This window comes from Pseudomonas allii, from assembly GCF_055380095.1.
On the sequence record NZ_AP039450.1, the window covers coordinates 3,679,596 to 3,699,733 of the forward strand.

General features: G+C 60.8%; 15 protein-coding genes. 4 read left to right on the forward strand and 11 right to left on the reverse strand.

Translation table 11 applies throughout. The features are described from left to right. From ACZ445_RS16440 to ACZ445_RS16465, 6 genes are all read right to left on the reverse strand, one after another. Positions 1–2,526: an acyl-CoA dehydrogenase gene (locus ACZ445_RS16440; RefSeq protein WP_464707283.1), complete on the reverse strand. Its 2,526-nt coding sequence runs from the start codon at positions 2,524–2,526 to the stop codon at positions 1–3. A gap of 290 nt (positions 2,527–2,816) precedes the next feature. After that, positions 2,817–4,226 carry an outer membrane protein transport protein gene (locus ACZ445_RS16445; protein ID WP_058424135.1) on the reverse strand — a complete coding sequence of 470 codons (1,410 nt, stop codon included), beginning with the start codon at positions 4,224–4,226 and terminating at the stop codon, positions 2,817–2,819. A gap of 121 nt (positions 4,227–4,347) precedes the next feature. Further along, complete coding sequence (gene praB, locus ACZ445_RS16450) at positions 4,348–4,851, reverse strand: alkane oxidation protein activator PraB (RefSeq protein ID WP_464703755.1); 504 nt, start codon at positions 4,849–4,851, stop codon at positions 4,348–4,350. A gap of 132 nt (positions 4,852–4,983) precedes the next feature. Next, positions 4,984–5,478: an alkane oxidation protein activator PraA gene (gene praA / locus ACZ445_RS16455; protein WP_058424137.1), complete on the reverse strand. Its 495-nt coding sequence runs from the start codon at positions 5,476–5,478 to the stop codon at positions 4,984–4,986. A 133-nt stretch (positions 5,479–5,611) separates the two neighbouring features. Beyond that, entirely contained in the window at positions 5,612–6,892 is a 1,281-nt protein-coding gene (locus tag ACZ445_RS16460) for an alkane 1-monooxygenase (protein ID WP_179029365.1), read from the reverse strand. Positions 6,893–7,186: 294 nt separating this feature from the next. Further along, on the reverse strand, positions 7,187–8,185 hold the full coding sequence (locus tag ACZ445_RS16465; protein WP_464707284.1) for an alpha/beta fold hydrolase: 999 nt from the start codon (positions 8,183–8,185) through the stop codon (positions 7,187–7,189). Between the two features lie 266 nt (positions 8,186–8,451). Between ACZ445_RS16465 and ACZ445_RS16470 the strand changes: the two genes are divergently transcribed. From ACZ445_RS16470 to ACZ445_RS16480, 3 genes are read left to right on the forward strand one after another with little or no spacing between them, the layout of a single operon-like run. Continuing rightward, on the forward strand, positions 8,452–9,990 hold the full coding sequence (locus ACZ445_RS16470; protein WP_464707285.1) for a flavin-containing monooxygenase: 1,539 nt from the start codon (positions 8,452–8,454) through the stop codon (positions 9,988–9,990). Next, complete coding sequence (locus ACZ445_RS16475; protein ID WP_464707286.1) at positions 9,987–10,877, forward strand: SDR family NAD(P)-dependent oxidoreductase; 891 nt, start codon at positions 9,987–9,989, stop codon at positions 10,875–10,877. Before ACZ445_RS16470 ends, ACZ445_RS16475 begins: the two co-directional genes overlap by 4 nt. Before the next feature lie 15 nt (positions 10,878–10,892). After that, on the forward strand, positions 10,893–11,726 hold the full coding sequence (locus tag ACZ445_RS16480) for a metal-dependent hydrolase (RefSeq protein WP_058424142.1): 834 nt from the start codon (positions 10,893–10,895) through the stop codon (positions 11,724–11,726). On the opposite strand, the gene ACZ445_RS16485 is transcribed toward ACZ445_RS16480, so the two are convergent. Continuing rightward, entirely contained in the window at positions 11,723–13,798 is a 2,076-nt protein-coding gene (locus tag ACZ445_RS16485) for a PTS sugar transporter subunit IIC/EAL domain-containing protein (protein WP_464707287.1), read from the reverse strand. The genes ACZ445_RS16480 and ACZ445_RS16485 overlap by 4 nt on opposite strands. Positions 13,799–14,000: 202 nt before the next feature. Between ACZ445_RS16485 and ACZ445_RS16490 the strand changes: the two genes are divergently transcribed. Continuing rightward, on the forward strand, positions 14,001–14,330 hold the full coding sequence (locus ACZ445_RS16490) for a DUF6388 family protein (RefSeq protein ID WP_058424144.1): 330 nt from the start codon (positions 14,001–14,003) through the stop codon (positions 14,328–14,330). A gap of 4 nt (positions 14,331–14,334) precedes the next feature. On the opposite strand, the gene ACZ445_RS16495 is transcribed toward ACZ445_RS16490, so the two are convergent. The 4 genes from ACZ445_RS16495 to icmH are packed head-to-tail and all read right to left on the reverse strand — an operon-like array spanning position 14,335 to position 20,137. Further along, on the reverse strand, positions 14,335–15,180 hold the full coding sequence (locus ACZ445_RS16495) for a serine/threonine-protein kinase (RefSeq protein WP_058424145.1): 846 nt from the start codon (positions 15,178–15,180) through the stop codon (positions 14,335–14,337). Further along, a complete protein-coding gene (locus ACZ445_RS16500; protein ID WP_464707288.1) occupies positions 15,177–15,890 on the reverse strand; it encodes a PP2C family protein-serine/threonine phosphatase in 714 nt (237 codons plus the stop codon). Before ACZ445_RS16500 ends, ACZ445_RS16495 begins: the two co-directional genes overlap by 4 nt. Next, a complete protein-coding gene (gene tssM, locus ACZ445_RS16505) occupies positions 15,887–19,261 on the reverse strand; it encodes a type VI secretion system membrane subunit TssM (protein WP_464707289.1) in 3,375 nt (1,124 codons plus the stop codon). The genes ACZ445_RS16500 and tssM overlap by 4 nt, the downstream gene beginning before the upstream one ends. Positions 19,262–19,276: 15 nt before the next feature. Beyond that, positions 19,277–20,137 (reverse strand): type IVB secretion system protein IcmH/DotU, encoded by an 861-nt coding sequence (gene icmH, locus ACZ445_RS16510; RefSeq protein ID WP_179029742.1) that lies wholly within the window; start codon positions 20,135–20,137, stop codon positions 19,277–19,279. Position 20,138 lies beyond the last annotated feature (1 nt).

A 20,138-nucleotide genomic window follows, 5' to 3' on the forward strand; every position in this document is an offset into this window, starting at 1 on the left:
CTAATTGACCGAGGCGTTTTCGCTTTGGCTGGCGCGACGTTTCGGGATCGGCTCCAGCGCTTGCTTGCGCTGTTGCAACGCTTCCAACAAGCCGAAGTCCTGCGGGAAGTCATCCACCTGGATACCGTGATCGGCGTATTCCACATAACGCCCGAGCAAGGTGTCTTCGTCGTCGCTGATCAGGTCCAGTGCCCGTGCCTTGACGCGCCAGGTCGTGAACGCCGTGGCGGAGATCGGCATTGGCTCGATCAGGCCCTGCTTGACGGCGGACTTGAGTCGGGCCTCGATCAGCTCCACTTGCGGCAACAGACGGAAACCCAGTTCGCCATAGGCCAGCTTGTCGATTTCCGGACGCGGGATGTAGGAATTGGCCAGCAGACGGTCGCGGGTCTCCCCCGGCGTCTGCACCACATCGGCCACCTGGGCCAGCAGACGGTCGGACGGCTTGCGCAATGGGATACCGAAGGGGAACGTCAATGCCTTCAGCACGGATGCAGCGGCTTTCGACGGGTAATTGTCGAGCACTTCGGCCAACGCTTCATGGGCACGCAGCAAGGCATCCTGGGCCGCCCAGTGCACCAGCGGCAAATCCGCCTGGGGCCGGCCGTCATCCTCGAAGCGCTTGAGCACGCAGGACAGGATGTACAGCTGCGACAGAATATCCCCCAGGCGCCCGGTGATACTTTCCTTGCGCTTGAGGGCACCGCCCAGCACGCCCATGGAGATATCCGAGACCAACGCCAGCACCACCGACAGACGATTGGCCTGGCGGTAGTAGGACGCCAGCGCGGGGTCGGTCTTCGCCGGGGCAGAAATCAGCCGGCCGCCTGTCAGGGAATGCACCACTGCACGCACGGTGTTGGCCAATACAAAGCTCACATGGCCGAACATGGCACTGTCGAATGCCTCCAGCGCCTTGCGCCGGTCCGGGTTGCGCGCCGCTTCCATCTCGCGGAACACATAGGGATGGCAACGGATCAGGCCCTGGCCAAAGATAATCAGGCAGCGCGTCATGATGTTCGCGCCTTCCACCGTAATGGCGATGGGGCTTTGCTGATAGGCGCGGGCCAGGAAGTTATTCGGCCCCATGCAGATGCCTTTGCCGGCGACGATGTCCATGCCGTCATTGACGATGATCCGCGCCCGTTCGGTAACGTGGTACTTGGCAATGGCCGAGATCACCGAAGGTTTTTCACCGGCATCCAGGGATGCTACCGACACCTTACGCACCGCATCACAGGCATACAGGTGCCCGGCCATCCGCGCCAGGGGCGCTTGCACGCCTTCGAACTTGCCGATGGGCAGGCCGAACTGTTTACGCATCGCCGCATACGCGGTCGTGCCGCGCACCGCGACCTTGCCCAGGCCAACGTTGGCCGATGGCAGGGAAATCGCCCGTCCGGCGGCCAGGCATTCCATCAACATGCGCCAGCCATTGCCGACTTGTTCGCGCCCGCCGATCACCCATTCCAAGGGGATGAACACGTCCTTGCCGGTGGTAGGACCGTTCTGGAACACGGCGTTGAGTGGCCAATGGCGACGACCACTGTTGACGCCGGGATGGGATGTCGGGATCAGCGCGCAGGTAATCCCCAGGGAGCCTGGCTGACCCAGCAACCCGTCCGGGTCTTCTGCGCGAAACGCCAGGCCGAGCACCGTAGCGATGGGACCGAGGGTGATGTAGCGCTTGTCCCAGGTCACCCGGAAGCCGAGCACTTCCTCGCCTTCATGCGTCCCTTTGCAGACGATGCCCAGGTCGGGAATCGCCCCGGCATCCGAGCCGGCATACGGGCTGGTCAGGGCAAAGCACGGGATGTCTTCGCCCCGCGCCAGACGCGGCAGGTAGTAATTGCGCTGGGCATCGGTGCCGTAGTGCAACAGCAGTTCGGCTGGGCCGAGGGAGTTGGGCACCATCACCGAAATCGCCGCCGCCGAGCAGCGCGTCGACAGCTTCATCACCACCTGCGAATGCGCATAGTGGGAGAAGCCTTTGCCACCGTACTGCTTGGGAATGATCATGCCGAGGAACCCGGCATCCTTGGTGTATTGCCAGCCTTCAGGGGACATGTCCTGCCAGATCTGGGTGGTTTCCCAATCGTTGGCGATCTCGCACAGGGTCTCCACTTCGTTGTCGAGGAAGGCCTGCTCTTCGGCGCTCAGGCTGGCGGGCGCGGCTTGCAGCAGGCGCTGCCAATCGGGCTTGCCGCTGAACAGCTCGGCGTCCCACCACACGGTGCCGGACTCGATGGCGGCGCGCTCGGTGTCGGACATGGCGGGCATGATTGTACGAAACAAACCCAGGGCCTTGCTGGTGAGCAAGGTGCGGCGCAGGGGTTTGATGGTCATCAGCGCTGCGGGCAACACCACCAGCAGCGCCGCGACGCCAATGCCGAAACCGGCCACCGCGTTGAACAGGTAACCGGCCGCCAGCCAGATCAAGCCAGTGCCCAGCCAGTGAATGGCTGCGGCTTGTCGATACGCCAGGGCAATCGCAGCTGCGAAACCCACCAATAACCAGATAACCATGGGGATACCTCTACTCGATTCAGGGTATGGCAAAAGCGCTTGCAGGTCGCACTGACCTCAGGCGTAAGGCCACACTACAAACTCGGAGAAAAACATTCAATTTTTGTTTTGAAATTTTTATTTAATACTTGGACGAATAAACAACGGCTGAACAGGTCAGCCTTACAGAGTCGCGATTGAGTTGAAGCGGTGCGGGTCGCCTACGCGACCCATCAACGCCAGGCCAGACTCAAACGGCACGGGAGATGCGCTCCCTGCCGCTCGTCTATGGGCCCTGCGCTCACAATGAATCAGAACGCGTAAGTCGCTGAAAGGCTGACGACTTCACCCTTCGCGTCGGCTTTGCCATCGAGAGTGGCCCCACCCAAACGATCCTGGTTGTGGGTCCTCAGCTTGGCTTTCTCGACAAATTGCCGCGAGTAAGCCCCATCGATACTCAAACCAGGAATAGCCCGGATGTTGTAGCCAAACCCGAGGGACGCAAATATACGATCACCGTCCGGAATACGTGGGTCACGTGTGGAGTTTCGTGTCGGGGTCTGGTCGGTGGCTACACCGGCACGGAAAGTGAAGTCGTCGGTGAATTTATAGTCACCGCCCAGCGACACCATCCAAGCGTTTTTATAATTGTAGGGAATTGACACAATTTGCGCGCCGTCAGACTTCAATGTCAGTGCCTTGAACGACGACCATTGAGTCCAGGTAACGCTGGCGCCCAACGTCAAACGGTTATTGAACTGATGCACCCAATCGACAGAGGCATTTGCCGGCACATCCAGTTGCGCGGAGGCATTGGCGCCATTGGAGTTGAGGTTGAGCCCCGGATACGCGAGTGCAGGCAGGCCACCATCGATCAGCGCTTTGTTCGCGTCGTCGGCGTAAATGCTGTACTTACCCTCTAGCTTGTTTTTTATCTTGGCGTGGTAGTTCAAACCCAGGGTGTCGAATTCGGTTGGCTTCCAGACCACACCGGCAAACCAGCCAACGGAGGTGTTATCCACCTTGACCCGCATCAAAGAAGAACCCACACCGGAAGGGAACGGAATTCCGATGGCAGGTGACAACGCCGCTGCTGCATATAAGTCGATGTTCTGGCTGACAAAGCCTTTGGTGTGCTGAACAATTGCACCGGCGCCCAAAGAGAACTGGTCATTAACCTTGAACGATAACGAACCCGTGACTCCGACGGTTTCAATACGCGTATCGACCGCAAAATCCCGGCCGATCCAGTCCTGGTCCCACGTTGTACGTGCACCCATCGGCACTACCTGGCTTAAACCGAAAGCAAAACGGTCGTTGATAGGCATCACCATGAAGCCGGTGGGCAACCACGCGGTAAAGCCGCCTTGTCCACCATCACCTGTGCGTGGCGTGGAGCTTAAATCAGTGGGGTCCACGGCGGCTGGCGCATTGCCTGCGTAATCCTTGGCCGTCCCCTTGTATTTGATATTAATCCGTGCGTAATCGACGGTGAACTGAGAAACGTTGTGATCGATGAAAGCCATGGCCGCCGGGTTGTTGTAAGCCGCAGACGGGTCATTCTGGAACAACGATCCACCCCCGAAGGCTCTCCCCCAACCAGGAGCACCGAAAGTCGGCGTGGAAAACCCGCCAGCCTGCGCCTGACCGGTTGCAGTCATGAGGCTGCCTAGAATCGCCAGACTCAATAATGTGCGCGCCTGTTGTTTTTTATTGTTCATGCCCTGTTCCTTATTATTTTTCTCATGTTCGGCGTTCAAACCTGTCCCACGTCAGCGGGCGCCTTTTGCAAGGCGCCCGCCTTAACGTGTGATCATCACGTTTACAGCCAGAAGCACGTTATCAAGGGGTCACAGTGAAGGCCGGGCTTGGATTGACAGCCAGGGTTTTGATGCTGCAGGCACCCACAGTTTGTGCAGCCGGAATACTCAGCGTATTGGTCGCGTTGTTCCAAGTGACGGCGATGTTTGCAGTGCCACAGTTCGAAACAATCTTGAAGCTCACACCTTCCACAACCCCAGTGAAGTTGTTGGTGCTACCCGCCACGGGCACGATGTTTTTCAGCGTCCAAGGCAAGTTCTGCATAACCGGTACACCACACAACGCGTTAGAGCCGCTGACGCTGGCACCGGTGATGGCAGCAGTGGTGCCATTAGCCGCTACCGTACCGGTGAACGTGATGTTGCAAGGCACGGCAATTCCCAGCGAGGCAGGTGAAGCCACCGAAATCGGACCGCTTGCAGTGAAGCCGCCAGTCGGCGCGATAGTGGCCGCGCTGGCCATTGAAGCGGCACCAACGCAGAGGGCGAACGAAGTTGCACAAACGAGGGTTTTCAAGCTTTTCATTGTTTTTCCTCACATGTTAAGGCGAAGTCATTTCGCCAGGGGTAATGGCCATGAACGAGAGGTCACGGTGAATCTGCAGAACTTCCCTTTCCAGCCAAATCTCAATTCAATTACCGCTGCAACATCCGACAGTTATTCAACAACTTTGAAGTTCGGCGGCATCTTGATCGACACCGTCTTGATCTTGCAGTCTTCGCCAATCGGCACATTGGCGGCTTCCAACTTGCCAGTGGCGTTATCCCATGTTCCATCAGCCGTTGAAGGTCCGCACTTTCCGCCCAGGCCAAAGGCATGCACGTCCACGCTGATTTTTGACATGGAACCACTCTTGGCGTCTTTGGCGACTAACACCCACGGCAAGTTGATGGCTTCCACGCGGCTGCACTTGAGGCCGCCGTCGAATTCAACTTTGTCGACATTCACCGAGGAGCCATCGGCCGCGACCTTGCCCGCCACTTTGATGGTGCAGTCGGCGCTGATCAGCGCGCCCTTGGAGAAGCTGATGGGGCCTTGGGCGGTAAAGGCGCTGCCCGCCGGTTCGATGCGCGCAGCCTGGGCCTGGTGATAGGCGATCAGGCCCAGCGCGGCCAATACGATGTGGGTGGTGAACTTGGCAGGTGATTGCATGGTGTACGTCCTTCCCTTTAATTATTTTTGTTCGGGTCAAACCACTGTGTTGCAACTGATTTTGTAAACCTTGGGCGAAGTTAGCCTGCGCGGCACGCAGGCCCCGAGTACGCCAACAACCGGTTAGTTGAACTTAAAACGGTTTGGCGCTGCTACTGTACTTCTCCAGGTACTTCAACCGCTGTGAGGGCTGAAGATTGGTCAGGGAGATATCCCCGGCATAATGATTCAGCACGCGATGGTCCATGCGCCGCCGCCACAAGTACGGCACATAGGCCCAGACAATCATGCTCGCGTAGCCATAGGGCAGTTGCGGTGATTCATCAAAGTGGCGCAACGACTGATAACTACGGGTCGGGTTGGCATGGTGATCAGAGTGCCGTTGAAGTTGGAACAGAAAGATATTGGTAACAATACGGTTGCTGTTCCATGAATGCCGTGGCGAGCAACGTTCATAACGTCCGTTGGGCAACTTCTGGCGTTTAAGGCCGTAGTGCTCCACATAGTTCACGACTTCCAGCAACGAGAAGCCGTAGATGCCCTGGATAATCAGGAACGGAATCACTGCCGCGCCCAGCCAGGCGATCATCGCGCCCCACAGCACCACGCTGTACATCCAGGCGCTGAGCACACCGTTCTGCCAGTGCCAGGCCGGCAAACCGAGTTTGCGCAGGCGTTCGCGCTCCAGGTTCCACGCCGAGCGTGCACTGAACCACACCGAGCGTGGCAGGAACGCCCAGAAACTCTCGCCCAAGCGCGAACTGGCGGGGTCTTCCGGCGTAGCGACACGCACGTGATGGCCACGGTTGTGCTCGGTGTAGAAGTGCCCATAGAAAGTCGGTGCCAGGGTGACCTTGGCCAGGAACACTTCCAGCGCGTTGGGCTTGTGCCCCAGCTCATGCGCCGTGTTGATCGCGATGCCGGTGGCGGCGCCGGTCGACATGGCCATGCCCAGGTAAGTGAACCAGCTCGGTTCGCCATGCAGTTGCGTGCGTGCAGTGATGTAACTCGCAGCGTGAGACAGCCAGCTGGACGGCTCCAGGTTCGCGGCAGCCTGCAACAGGCCGCCCTGGATGATCCAGTCGATGCCGCCGGCGGCGAGCCAGCCGGTGATCACCACCGACGAGATGACAAACACCACGCCGGTGTAGACGATCCAGCGATAGTAGCTTTGGGATTCGAGGTGGCTGACGGCGGATTCGGGCGGGTTGCTCACGTCCTCACCGAGCAAGCCATCGATCAACGGGATCAGGCCGAAGATCACCAGTACACCGACCCACCAGAGTTGCTGGATACCGGTGCTGATGGCCAGTGCGCCGGAGAGCAACGGGGTGGCCAGGGGCATGATGCCCAGCCACCACAGGTGACGTTTGCCGTCGGTCCATACGCTTGGGGCTGCCAGGGTCTGATTCATGGCAGCCTCCGTGGCTGGGAGGCAGGAAACAGGTTCAGGGAGCGCTGAAGGCTCCAGGAAATCAACCATGCGATAAAAGACGTTTTTTTCATTTTTATTCGCTCTTAGGCATTTCAAAAATCATTTCAAAATAAACATTGAAATATTTTTTTAAAGAAATAGCGCGGAATCGTTAGGTCGTCAACTACTTTTTCGAGGCCTTTTTTGCGTGACCGGGCAGTCTCTTTTTCAGCTGTTGGGTCAGGTCTCTAGGGCAAGCATTTCGGACGGTCCAACCCGCAACGAGGGCCACGATTATTTGTTCGCCAGGGCAAATGGCGGATGCAGGATCGCGGCGGTCTGTGCTGGCCGCGCCCGCTTGGCCAACTGCTGGACTGCCTCGACCACCCGTTCGGTGGCGGTGATCGGCAGCATGTGCCCGCGCCCTTCCACCACTTGCAGCTTCAGGCCCGGCACCTTGTCGGCCAGGGCCTGGCCGTGCTTGCGAAAGTCCAGGACCTTGTCCCGTGCGCCGTAGATCAGGCTGATGGGCAGCGACAGTTGCGGGTAGCGCTTGACCATGTCCGGCAGGTGGTCGTTGACCAAGGCGATCTCGCTGGAGGCTGCATAGAAGTTGTCAGGACGCATGCCCAGCAGCCCGCCGCCACGGGTGGCGAAGTCCTCCGGGGCACTGTCCGGTGCGAACACCCCCTTGACCACCGAGCGGCGCGTCAACAGGCCCATGGGAACCGTCAAGCTGCGCGACACCCAGCGCCTGAGCCAGGCAGGTCGCACAGCCAGTGACCAGAACACCAATGGCAAGGTCGGTTGAGGGTGCGTCAGGGGCGCCACCAGTATCAGCCCGGACACCGCATGGGGATGGTCGAGGGCGAGCGCCAGGGAAATCGCCCCCCCAAGGGAATGCCCCAGCACCAGCGGTTTATCCAGGCCCAGCGTATTGATAAACGCCGCCACTTGCCGTGCCTGGGCTGGCAAGTCCGCAGGGGTGCCTTTATGACGGGTGGAATAGCCCGACCCTGGTCGGTCGACGCTGATCACGCGAAAATGCTCGCGCAACTGACCAGACAAGGCATACGTCAGGTTGCGACTGCTGCCCATCAGCCCGTGAATCATCACCAGCGGCGGGCCTTTGCCTTCCTCGTAATAATGAAAGCGCTCGCCGTCCACCTCCAGAAAGCGCCCGTTGATCGGAACGGCGGCTTCGATACGCCGCGTCATCCACGTACTGAACCCCCACAAAACGGCGCTCGCGCCTACAAAAACAGCCGCAGCGACAACCCATTCAACAGCCATAGCTCGGTCCTCTGCATCCCTGCTGCCGGCGACCTGACCGGAATTGATCAAGGCCTCGGCCATCGTCCACACCCTGGACCCGAACGGCGTGCCTGTCCGTCGGACAAGTGGCACATGAGAGACCTGGGACTAGCGTAGGCGATATTTTCAGGTAGATTATTTAAAATCTTTTTTAAAATAAGTAATTCAATTTTTCTTTGCAATGGTGTTCTATCTAAAAGACAAAACAAGAAAGGAGCACATCCGATGCCCACGAGGGACTGCTTATGAATGCCCAGAGTGATTCAATCGACATCGCCATCATCGGCTCCGGCTTCGCCGGCCTGTGCATGGCGATCAAGCTCAAGGAGGCCGGGTTCACCGACTTCTTTATCGCCGAACAGGCCGACACCCTCGGTGGCACCTGGCGGGACAACCACTACCCGGGCTGCGCCTGTGATGTGCAGTCCCATGTGTATTCGTTTTCCTTTGCGCCCAACCCGGCCTGGACGCGGCAGTTCGCGCCGCAGGCGGAGATCCGTGCGTACCTGGAGCAATGCGCCACGCGCTTTGGATTGGCGCCCTACCTGCGTTTCGGCATGGGCTTGCAGCGCGCGGTGTTCGATGAGCACCTGCAACGCTGGCAATTGAACTTCAGCGATGGCCGCCAGGTCAGCGCGCGGGTGCTGGTGTCAGGCATGGGCGGCCTGTCGCGCCCAGCGTTACCGGATATTCCGGGGCTGGACAGCTTCAAGGGCAAGCGCTTCCACTCCCAGCAGTGGGACCACGACTATTCCTTGAAAGGCAAACGCGTGGCAGTGATCGGCACCGGCGCCAGTGCCATTCAGTTCGTGCCGCAGATCGCGCCGCAAGTGGCCCATCTGGACCTGTTCCAGCGTACGCCACCGTGGATCATGCCCAAGCCCGACCGGGCGATTACGCCTTTGGAGCGCTGGCTGTTCAAGCACCTGCCCTTCACTCAGCGCCTGGTGCGCGGTGCTTTTTACTGTGCGCTGGAAGGCCGTGTAGTGGGCTTTGCCCTGCACCCGCGGCTGATGAAAATGGTGCAGAAAATCGCCCTGCGTCACCTGCATAAACAAGTAGCCCGGCCGTCCCTGCGCAAGCCCCTGACCCCGGACTACACCATCGGCTGCAAGCGCGTGCTGATTTCCAACGACTACTACCCCGCCTTGTCGCGCAGCAATGTCGAGGTGGTGACAGATAACGTGCTGCGCATCGAAGCCGACGGTGTGATCACTGCCGACGGCATCAAGCACCCGGCCGATTGCCTGATCTTCGGCACCGGTTTCCAGGCCACCGATCCCCTGCCACGCGACTGCATCATCGGGCGCGGCGGTGTGGACCTGATGGACACCTGGCAAGACGGCGCCCATGCGTACAAGGGCACCACCGTGCCTGGCTATCCCAACCTGTTCCTGATCGTCGGGCCCAACACTGGCTTGGGGCATAACTCGATGATCCTGATGATCGAAGCCCAGGTGACTTACATCATGGATGCCCTCCAGCACATGCAGCGGCACCGCATCGCCACGGTGGACGTCAAGGCGGCCGTGGAAAGCGCCTACAACCAACAGTTGCAAGCCAAGCTCAAGCGCACCATCTGGAACACCGGCGGTTGCCAGAGCTGGTACCTCGACCCTCGCACCGGCAGGAACACCACCTTGTGGCCCGGCTCGACCTGGCGCTTCAAGCAGGTCACCCGCCAGTTTGCGCTCAAGGATTACGTGGTCGACCAGTTGCCGGTCAACCTGCCCAGCCGCCCCGTGCCGGCCCCCCACTCCACCCCGGAAGGCAGCCTGTCATGAAGTCATTCAATGGCCGCGTAGCGGCAATTACCGGCGCCGCATCCGGCATGGGCCGCGCCCTGGCATTGGCCCTGGCGCGTGAAGGTTGCCACCTGGCGCTGGCAGATAAAAACAGCCAGGGGCTGGAGCAGACCCTGGCGCTGATCAAGACCTCGACCCTGGCCCCGGTGTCGGTCACTACCCAGGTGCTGGACGTGTCCGATCGCCAGGCCATGGAGGACTGGGCCGCACGCTGCGTGGTCGATCACGGCCAGATCAACCTGGTGTTCAACAATGCTGGGGTGGCCCTGTCGAGCACGGTGGAAGGCGTGGACTATGCCGACCTGGAATGGATCGTCGGTATCAACTTCTGGGGCGTGGTGCATGGCACCAAAGCATTTCTGCCATACCTGAAAGCCTCGGGCGAAGGCCATGTGATCAATACGTCCAGCGTATTCGGTCTGTTCGCCCAGCCCGGCATGAGCGGCTATAACGCCACCAAGTTTGCGGTGCGCGGTTTCACCGAATCCCTGCGCCAGGAACTGGACCTGCAACACTGCGGCGTGTCGGCCACCTGCGTGCACCCCGGTGGCATCCGCACCGATATCTGCCGCAGCAGCCGTATCGACGCGAACATGACGGGCTTCCTGATCCACAGCGAACAACAGGCCCGCGCCGATTTCGAAAAGCTGTTCATCACCGACGCCGACCAGGCCGCCAAAGTGATCCTGCACGGCGTGCGCAAAAACAAGCGCCGCGTGCTGATCGGCCGCGACGCGTATTGCCTCGACCTGCTCGCCCGTTGCCTGCCGGCGGCCTATCAGGCCCTGGTGGTGTTCGCCAGCAAGCGCATGGCGCCCAAGCCGCGCACGCCGGTATTTGAAACCAACGACGAGCCCCACCTCTGAACAGGAGCACGCACTATGTTGCCGATCCGCCGTGACATCCATTTCGCCCTGCCCGCCGAGCGCATCAAGGACTGGCATGAACAGGGCCCGTTCATCACGCATTTCTTCAATGCCCTGTCGCTGCTGTTTCCCCAGGGCGAGCTGTTTTTCATGGACAGCGTGCGCCACTATCGCCAGGACATCGACGACCCAGCTCTTAAAAAAGAGATCCAGGGTTTCATCGGCCAGGAGGCCATGCACAGCCGCGAACACGTGGCCTACAACGACTTGCTGCAAGCCGCCGGGTTGCCGGCACATACGCTGGACCGGCGCTTGAAGTTCATCCTCGACTGGCAGAAAAAACACCTGCCTGCGTCCTTCAACCTGGCGGTCACCATTGCCCTTGAGCACTACACGGCGATGCTGGCTGAAATCCTGTTGAGCGACCCTTCACGCTTCGGCAATTCACTCAAGGGCTATCAGCAGATGTGGTATTGGCACGCCCTGGAAGAAACCGAACACAAGGCCGTGGCGTTCGATGTATGGAACCGCGTGATCAAGCCCGGCCCCAAGCGCTATCTGCTGCGCACCGGCACCATGCTGACCACCACGGTGTTCTTCTGGCTGGTGGTGTTCGACTTTCACCTGCGCTTGCTGATTGCCGACCGCAAGTCGGGTGGGCACCTGAGGGGTTTCTGGCGCATGTTGAAGTTTCTGTATGGGCCGAAGGGTGTTTTCCCACGGATGCTGGTGCCGTGGCTGCATTACTTCAAACCCGGCTTTCACCCCTGGGACCACGACAATCGCGCGCGCCTGGCCGGGATCAATGGCCTGGTCGAGGAGATCGAGCAGACCCAGCGCGGGTATTAAGCCTGCGCCAAGGCGGCGCGTTCACGTACAAACCCTTGCAACTGATCGCCCGGCAGCGCCTTGCTGAAATACCAGCCCTGGATAATCAATTCGGCGCCGGTATTCAGGAAGGCCAACTGCTCGGCAGTCTCGACGCCTTCCACCACCACGCCCAGGTTCAGCGCCTCACAGAAGCGCAGCATGCCGGTCATCACCTGGGCGCCCTTGGGGTCGTGCTGGGCCACCACGAAGCTGCGGTCGATCTTGATGAAGTCCACCGGGAACTGATGCAGATAACTCAGGGCCGAAAAGCCGGTGCCGAAGTCGTCGATATACACCTTGGCACCGATGGCCTGCAGCTTCTGGATAGTCTGGCGCGTGACCTGGATATCACTGACCAGCGCGTCCTCAGTGATCTCTACCGATACGTGCCCATGGGCCTGGGCCAGGATCTCCACCAGGCGTTCGCCATAGGCGGCGTCGGTCAAGGTCGCGCTGGAAATATTGATGGTCATCGGCAGGGAAAAACCGAGTTTCTGCCACTTCTGGTACTGGCGAACCGCCTGGGATGCCACCCACACATCCACATCCGGCATCAGCCGCGCCTGGGCCAGCCATTGCAGGAATTCCCACGGCGAATGCACCGTGCCCTGGGCGTCGCGGGCACGCATCAGCGCTTCACACCCGGTGCACAGGCCGGTGCGGGTCGAGACCTGCGGCTGGAATTCGAGGTAGAACTCATAGTCGCTGATCTGCTGGATGCGGCTCAGCTCCAAGGCCTGGCGCGCCAGGGTCTTGTGGGAGGCGAGTACCGGGTCCAACTCACGCAGGCGGCCCTTTTCTTCAAGGCCACGGAAGGTCATGTCCAGGGACTTGAGGTACACCGTGCCCCCTTCGCTGGCCTGGCGATGGATCGCCCGCACATACGGCGCGTACACCAGGGTGCCCAGGCCCAGCAGCGCCACTTGCAGCGCCACCGCAGCCAGGTCGCCGTGGGTACTCAGATAGGCATTGAGCAGCACCGGCGCGGTGAACGGCACACTGACCACCGCCGGCGACACCCAGCCCATCTGTACCACCGTCAATGCCAGCATGGCATTCAACGCCGGGACGATCAGAAACGGTATGAACAAACGCGGGTTGAGGATGATCGGCAAGCCGAACAGCAGCACCTCACTGACGTTGAATAGTGACAGCGGCAGACTCGCCACCGCCAACAGGCGCATGGACTGGCTCTTGGAGAACAGCAGGATGGCCAGCAACAGGCACAATGCACCGCCCGAGCCACCGATAAACGCAAAGCTGCCCAACAGGCCACTGTTCAACACATATTTGAGCGGCTCACCCGCCGCCAGGGCCGTACTGTTCAACACCACGGCCTGGTCCAGCACATCGAAGAGCGGTTGCATCGCGTACACGCCGTGGATGCCGAAAAACCACAGCAGCGAATTCATCAAGGTCACGAACAGGCCACTGCCGTAGGGCGATTCCAGTGCGTCGAGGACCTGGGGGCCTTGTAACTGCGCCACATACGGAATTTGCAGCAACAAGGACAGCAGCACCACCAATGCCAGGGCGGTGATAGCGCCTGGCAGCACCATATTAATGGTGCCCCGCAGGTTGTGCCCCACCAGGTCTTCGTTGACCAGCCGGGTCCAGCGGTAGCGGTGCAGCCAGGCAATGGCGGGAACATTCAACAGTGGTGAGGCAATGGCGATAAACAGCACAAACGTGGCCGAGGCCCTGGGGTAGTCCCGCAGGATAAATGTCGCCACCACCACATGGGCCAGGCACAGGAATGCCACGGGCAATTGGGGCAGACGATGCTGGATCGCCAACATGTAGCCGATGGACGCGGCCACCAGCAGCGGGATCACGGAACTGATCTGGTTGTGCAGGCCGGCGAGGAACGCCACCACCTGTGGCTCAAAGGCAAGGACGCGGGCACATTCCGATAGAATCAGAAAACCCGCCGAGACCAGCAGGCAAGGCAGAATCCACAACAGCCCTTCGCGGATCGCCCGCAACGATTCAGTGCTGGCCAATGCGGCCAGGCGCTGGGTGAAGAAAAGCTTGAACAGCGTTTGCGCCATGACCCATCCCTCTGCCCATCGCCCACTGTCCCTGCAAGGCAGGGCTGGAAGCACCGGCTAACGCTACACGTCCTGGCCCAATGAGCGAAAGCCTTTTGCCATTCATCTGGGTGAATTTTCCGTATCGGATAACAGGCCAATCGCCGAATCTGCTTCAATGAAGCCTATCCGCCTCCCCCTGACCTGTGTTTGGAGTAAGCCTTTGTCACAACCCGGTGATAACCACCAGCGCGCGCTGGACAAATTCCTTGATCAACACCCCGAAATCGCCGCCGAACTGGATACCCTGAATCCGCTGGCTGCGCAGGCCAGGGGCGAAACCCTGGCCCAGTACCGCGCCGAACGCTTGCATGAAGCCTTTGAAGCGCAAGCTGAACGCCAGGGCCTGTTTGCCTGGGAGCTGACCCTCAAACTGACCGCCGATTCCTGCGAGGCCTTTGAGGCCCAGCGCCTCGAAGTGCACAAGGAGGTGGCGCAGATGGCGGGCCTGAGCTGGGTCGAGTACTGCCAACTGCACGACCTGCCCCGCTAACGCACTACCCCAGGAACCAGAGACGGCGCCTGCCCCCCAGTACTTCGCGCAACTCGGCGACCGACACCGTTCGTTGTTCAGGATCCATCGCCAGAGCCGAACACACGGCGGACCAGCAATGCCTGGGCAGTTGCCTCGGCCTCGGCAGCGGCTGATGCTGCAGACGTTCGCCGGGGCGCCGTCCTTCGGCCAGTTCATAGAGCACGCTGGCAACCCCGTACAGATCGGCACGGGCTGACGGAAGCCCGCCGGCCATCAGCTCCGGCGCCGCATACGCGGGGGTCCAGGCATTCAAGCGACTGCGGCTCAAGCCAGGCAATCCAGCCCTTGCCTGCGCTTCAGCATGCCCCAGGCCGAAATCGAACAGCCGTACCCCCTGCTCTCCCACCATGATGTTCGCCGGTTTCACATCGCCATGCAGGACCCCTTGTCGATGGGTGTAGGCCAGCGCATCCAGCAGTTGCAGGGCGATGGGTTGCAGCACCTGCCACGCCAACCCTCGCGGGCATTCCGGGAGCAGGCGGTCCAGGGTCAGGCCGGGCATCACCTCCATGGTGAAGAATGCCAACTGGTGCGCTGTGTCGACCTCGAAAGAAAAGGCCCGGACCACGTGTTCATGGCGCAGGCTTCGGGTCAGGGCGAACTCGCTGTACAGCAACACGTGGGCGTCGGTGGACGCACAGAGCGTCTCACCCAACAGCTTCAGCGCCACGTGCGCGTACGGTTCGCCAAACGCCTCATGCAGCAAGTCCCGGGCACGATAAACCACCCCCATGCCCCCTGAACCGAGCATTCGCTCCAGCTGGTAGCGTCCCGCAAGCAGGTTTGGCGGGCCGGCTGCCGCGTTCATGGCTGCACCACCACCGCAGTGAGGTCATCCTGCGCAGGCCCACGCAGCACGTCGCTGAACAACCGCTCCACCACCTGCCCTGGCGTGCCGGCATTCATCGCGCACCCCAGTTCCCGGTGGCTGAGCCCCTGGTACAGACCATCACTGCACAGCAAGAACACATCGCCTGGGTGGGGACGCAGTTCCAGTATCTCCAGACTCAGCGGTTTTCCGGCGCCAATGGCACGAGTCAAGGCGCGGGCATCTGGATGAGCGCGGGCCAGTTCCAGGCTCATATGCTGCTTGTCCATCAGTTGCTGTTGCAGGGAGTGGTCCCTGGACAGCTGATACAAACGCTGCCCTCGCCAGAGATAACATCGGCTGTCCCCTGCCCAGATGCACGCCGCGCGGTGACGATCAAGCAACAGCACAACCACCGTACTGCCCATAATGCCTGAGGGGCCATCGGCCGCTTGCAACTGGCTGTCGAGCCCGCGCAGGCAGTGTTGGACAGCCTCGACCCGTTGATCGAAGCTGCCTTGCCCTGGCAGCGCCGCCAGACTGCTGATTACCCTTTGACTGGCCACATTCCCAGCATGATGCCCTCCCATTCCATCGGCGACCACCCAGCAACCGCGTTGCGGGCAATCGAGGAACCCATCCTCGTTACGCGCACGACGCTTGCCTTGCACCGTGCGGCCGGCACTTCGCCAAGGGTGCGCGCGGTTCACAATTGCTCCGGCAGGCGAAAGCCACGCCATGTGGCCATCTGGAACGGGCTGGGGCTGCGTTGGCTGGTGAGCAGGTAGTTGGCACGCAGGCCGGCCAGGTCGGCCTTGAGTATCTGTGCATCCCTGCCGCTGGCCGGCTCGTTTTGCATCAATTCGAAAAGCCTGAACAACGACCAGGCCCCCCGGTCTTTTTCAATGCCCAGCGGTCGCTCCGTACCGCGCTCCAGTACCAGGCTGCTGCGCCCATTGTCCGCATCAACCGGCCAATGGAACGCCATGGGCACGATGGGGCCGTGACGGTATTCCAATTGCTGATCGCCCACCCGCAGCGTCGCCCGGTTGACGGCCTGGTCCAGGCTGTAGGGTGCCAGCGTGAACAGGACGGTCCAATCCCCCTGGTCTGCGCTGAAGAACCCCTGGCGAATCACCTGCGCCCGGGTCAGTTGGTCGAGCAACGAGCGTGAAACCGGCAGGCTGCGGCCCTCAAGGCCCCGCAAACGATAGCGGCTCCCCTCGACACTGACGAACGGCCGCAGGTAGCTGTCATAGAAATGCTCCATCACCCCCCGTGGTTTGAAGAACGACTGGAAATCACCCAGGGCAACATCACTGCCGGCATCGGCATTGAAGGGGTAGCGGTGCCGGATCGCCTTCACATAAAAGCCATACACCTCACTGTGATAACGCTGGTTCACATACCCATAGGCGTCATCCAGCAGATGGCGCCAGGTCTGCTCGGCAATCCCGTCCAACCAGCCCTTGAGCGGCTGCGGCAAACGCGCCGCAGCGTCACGCAGATTACCCAGCAGCGGCTGCTGTCCATCCATGCGTTGCCTAGCCATCTTGAATGCTGCCTGCTCGGGCGAACTGTCACGGCTCAGTGTAGAGACTTGCAGGTGCAGCTCATCCAGCAAGCGCAAGGCCTGGGTCAGCTCGGCGGTCGGGTTCTGCTCTTCATCCAGCAATAGGTGCAAAGGCTCGAAACGACGCAGTAAAGCGCGCCGGGCAGTATCCGGCAGCGTTTGGCGCGGCAAGGCTCGGGTGAGCAAGCCGGACACCGGCGCGCCCAACTCAGCGACCTGCTGGCTCACCGCTTCAAGCCGCTCATGGGTCGGCAGCAGTCGCGTGTGTTCACGCACCTGCCGCAACAGCAACACCAGCGCCGACTGGGCGGAAGTGAAGTTCGCGAGCTGCTGCGCATCGTGCCTCAGATCGTCGCTTTCCAGCAGCCTGACTCGACCCAGCGCATCACTCCAGATGTCGGCGTACTCGCTGAAGTAACGCTGTTCCAGCTCCAGCATCAGCTTGCGCAAGTCCACGACGCTGAGGTCTGCGGCCTCGCCAAGCACCCAGTTATCCTGGGCGATGGCATTGACCAACTGTGGCCCCTGGCTTTCGAAAAACTGCAGGTATTTACGCGTATAGAAACCCGGGATGGGGGGCTCAACCCTGGAAAACGCCGGGCTTTCAGCGAGGCGCAAGGGTTCCAGGTGCCGCGCTTGCTCGCGCAGTGTCCGGTAGACCACCTCTGTCATTGGCTCACCGCGCAGCACCAGGCGGGCCTGGGCGACCAACTCATCATTCAGCGGGGCCGAAAAACCCTGTTCAACGAGCCGTGCAACGTGTTCGTTCAGGCGTTTGTGTGTCGATGCTTCCTCGATGTACCCAACAGTCCGCAGCCCCGCCACTTGCTCAGCCAACCAGGCCTTGTCACGTCGCTCGGGCAGGTTGAGCATCAGGTAAGCACGCAGGCTGTCCAGCAACTGCTCGCGATCACCCAGGCTGTCACGTACCTGTTGTTCGAGCCGTAGGGTCACGTAGGGCAGCAATTGCTGATGCAGGGCTTGTTCATAGGCGCTGCTCAATAACGGCCGACTCATCTCGCCCTGATACAAGCCGCCCCGCTCAACCCAAGGTACTTCGGTCGCCGGTGGAAACACTCCTGTGGCCGCCAGACGACTGTCCAACAGTGCAAGCAACGCCAGGCTGGCGTCCGCTTCGGGTTGGCCTACGGGCTTGGGGTTAGTCAGCTCCCGCAGTTGCACCAGCCGCTGATGGTTGAACGCGTAACTGTGCGCCCACAGCGCCCCGGCCGTACCCACAACCAATGAGGCGGCCAGCGCCATCAACCCGTGGCGTCGACGGATGCGCTGCCGCTCCGGGGCACGCAGCCCGGCAAGACCGGCCTCGGCAAAAATCACCCGATTGAACAGGCCCCGGGCAAAATGGGCACGCACATCATCTGTCTTTGCGCAGGTCAGGTAGAACCCGCGCAAGCCGTTGACTCTCTGGTAGCGATGGGCGGCAAACGCACTCTCGATAAACAGGCAGACAAACTCACCCAGGCGTGCAAGATGCTGAGGAAAACCCAGCATGCGGCCTCGGCGCTCAAGGTTGCGCTCCTGATGCAAGCGCGGGATCAGCTCGGCCCCCACGCGTTGCAACAAGGCGTCGAATGTTTCGCGTACCTCGGCGATTTCCATGCCTGCCGCAGCCGCCACCAGGCGCTCACCCAGCCAGTCTTCTGAGGCATCGCCCTGCCGCGCATCAAAGAACTCGGCAAACCCGGCCAACCGATCAAGCTGGGTCAGCACCAGATACACCGGCACATCCACCTGCAGTGATTGCTGAATGTCCTGCAAGCGGTTACGCACATGGCGCGCATGACGCTCCAGGTCGTGTTCGTTGCTGCGCAACAGCGTACCGACGGACAGCGTCACCACCAGGCCATCGAGCGGCCGTGCCCTGCGCCATGATTTGAGCATGTCCAGCATTGTCGACCATCCTGCTGCATCGACACTGTGGTCGGGTTGGCTCAGGTATCGACCTGCCATCTCGACCACCACCGCGTTGTCGGCAAAATACCAGTCACAGTACGAGGTGGCGCCTGGCGGCATCACGTGCGTCCGGTCGAGCGCCGCCGGCAACCCGGCAGCGGCCAGCAAGTCGGTCTTGCCGCTGCCCTGCTCGCCGATCAACAGGTACCAGGGCAATTCCTGGCGCGAACGCTCACTGCGCTCGCCGTAGCGCTGGGCGGTTTTCAACGTCTGCAGCGCTTCCTTGAAGCGCCCCCGCACCTGCGCCACTTCGTCATTGATCAACCCCTGCTGCTGAAGATGTTCACGCTGCCCAGGCTGATCCAAACGTGCGGAGCGACGTGCCCCCACCACCACCATTGCCAACCCCCATAACAGCAGCATTGCGCTGATGGTCAACAACCGGGCTGTCGAACCCTGCCAGAAACGGTAGTCGTCTACCGCCAGCAACGGCCCGACAAACCACACCAGCAGCGCGCCGGCCTGCACCAGCAACAGGCTCCATACCCAACTCTCGCGCAGCACCCTGCCCACGCGTTTGAAGAATGCGTTCATTCATTGCTCCCAGCGTTACAAGGGCGTCCGAGACGGCTCTGCCAGCGAAAATTGGAAAGCGTGCAACGTCGCCCTGCGCTCCTGCCCCAGCATCCAGGCGAACCCCGAATACACCACCAGCAGACACGCCAGCACGCAGACTGCGGCCCAGGTAGCAGAGACAATGCGTATCCGTGCCTGAGCGGTCCCGTCGGCGTCTGATACAAGGGTTAACGGCGGCTGATCACCGCGCACATGCCTGATCTGGCGATACACCGCGTCGTGTAGGGTTTCAAGCTGCGCCCTTCCCCGCTCCATGACGCGGTATTGGCCTTCGAACCCCAAGGACAGGCACAGGTACATCAATTCCAGCAGGGCCACATGCTTGACGGGGTCGCGGGACAAGCGTTCGAGCAGTTGGAAGAACTTTTCACCGCCAAAGGTTTCGTTGTGGAAGCGGCTGAGCAGGCTGGTCTTCGACCAGTCGCTACGACCGCCCCACGGCGTAGTGACCACGGCTTCATCAATGACACTGCACAGCACGTAACGCGCCGACATCACCTGGCTGTTCTCGGCCCCCAGATACAAGGCATAGGCCTCGAACGCATTGATGCCTGAGGAAAACTGCTCACTGAGTGCCTGCTGGCTTTCGCGACCGGGGCTGGCCTTGAGCTGGACCACTTGCAGCAAGAGTTCCCAGGCCGCGGTCAACAGCACGTTGGGGCCACTCTTGAAGTGCCGTGTACCTTGCTGGGCGCAATAGATCATGCGGTCTTCCAGTTGCTCAAAGCGTGGCGGCGACGGAAAGTCCGTAACGGCTGCGTGCGCCGGGCCGAGACCCTCACGGTCAAGCAACACGGTTTTTTCGTCTTGCGGGTATTCACTGTCCATAGTCATG

Excerpts from the sequence above, each read along its gene's own strand:
- ACZ445_RS16440 (WP_464707283.1), bottom strand. The coding sequence starts at position 2,526 with ATGGTTATCTGGTTATTGGTGGGTTTCGCAGCTGCGATTGCCCTGGCG.
- ACZ445_RS16445 (WP_058424135.1), bottom strand. The coding sequence starts at position 4,226 with ATGAACAATAAAAAACAACAGGCGCGCACATTATTGAGTCTGGCGATT.
- praB (WP_464703755.1), bottom strand. The coding sequence starts at position 4,851 with ATGAAAAGCTTGAAAACCCTCGTTTGTGCAACTTCGTTCGCCCTCTGC.
- praA (WP_058424137.1), bottom strand. The coding sequence starts at position 5,478 with ATGCAATCACCTGCCAAGTTCACCACCCACATCGTATTGGCCGCGCTG.
- ACZ445_RS16460 (WP_179029365.1), bottom strand. The coding sequence starts at position 6,892 with ATGAATCAGACCCTGGCAGCCCCAAGCGTATGGACCGACGGCAAACGT.
- ACZ445_RS16465 (WP_464707284.1), bottom strand. The coding sequence starts at position 8,185 with ATGGCTGTTGAATGGGTTGTCGCTGCGGCTGTTTTTGTAGGCGCGAGC.
- ACZ445_RS16470 (WP_464707285.1), top strand. The coding sequence starts at position 8,452 with ATGAATGCCCAGAGTGATTCAATCGACATCGCCATCATCGGCTCCGGC.
- ACZ445_RS16475 (WP_464707286.1), top strand. The coding sequence starts at position 9,987 with ATGAAGTCATTCAATGGCCGCGTAGCGGCAATTACCGGCGCCGCATCC.
- ACZ445_RS16480 (WP_058424142.1), top strand. The coding sequence starts at position 10,893 with ATGTTGCCGATCCGCCGTGACATCCATTTCGCCCTGCCCGCCGAGCGC.
- ACZ445_RS16485 (WP_464707287.1), bottom strand. The coding sequence starts at position 13,798 with ATGGCGCAAACGCTGTTCAAGCTTTTCTTCACCCAGCGCCTGGCCGCA.
- ACZ445_RS16495 (WP_058424145.1), bottom strand. The coding sequence starts at position 15,180 with ATGAACGCGGCAGCCGGCCCGCCAAACCTGCTTGCGGGACGCTACCAG.
- tssM (WP_464707289.1), bottom strand. The coding sequence starts at position 19,261 with ATGAACGCATTCTTCAAACGCGTGGGCAGGGTGCTGCGCGAGAGTTGG.
- icmH (WP_179029742.1), bottom strand. The coding sequence starts at position 20,137 with ATGACTATGGACAGTGAATACCCGCAAGACGAAAAAACCGTGTTGCTT.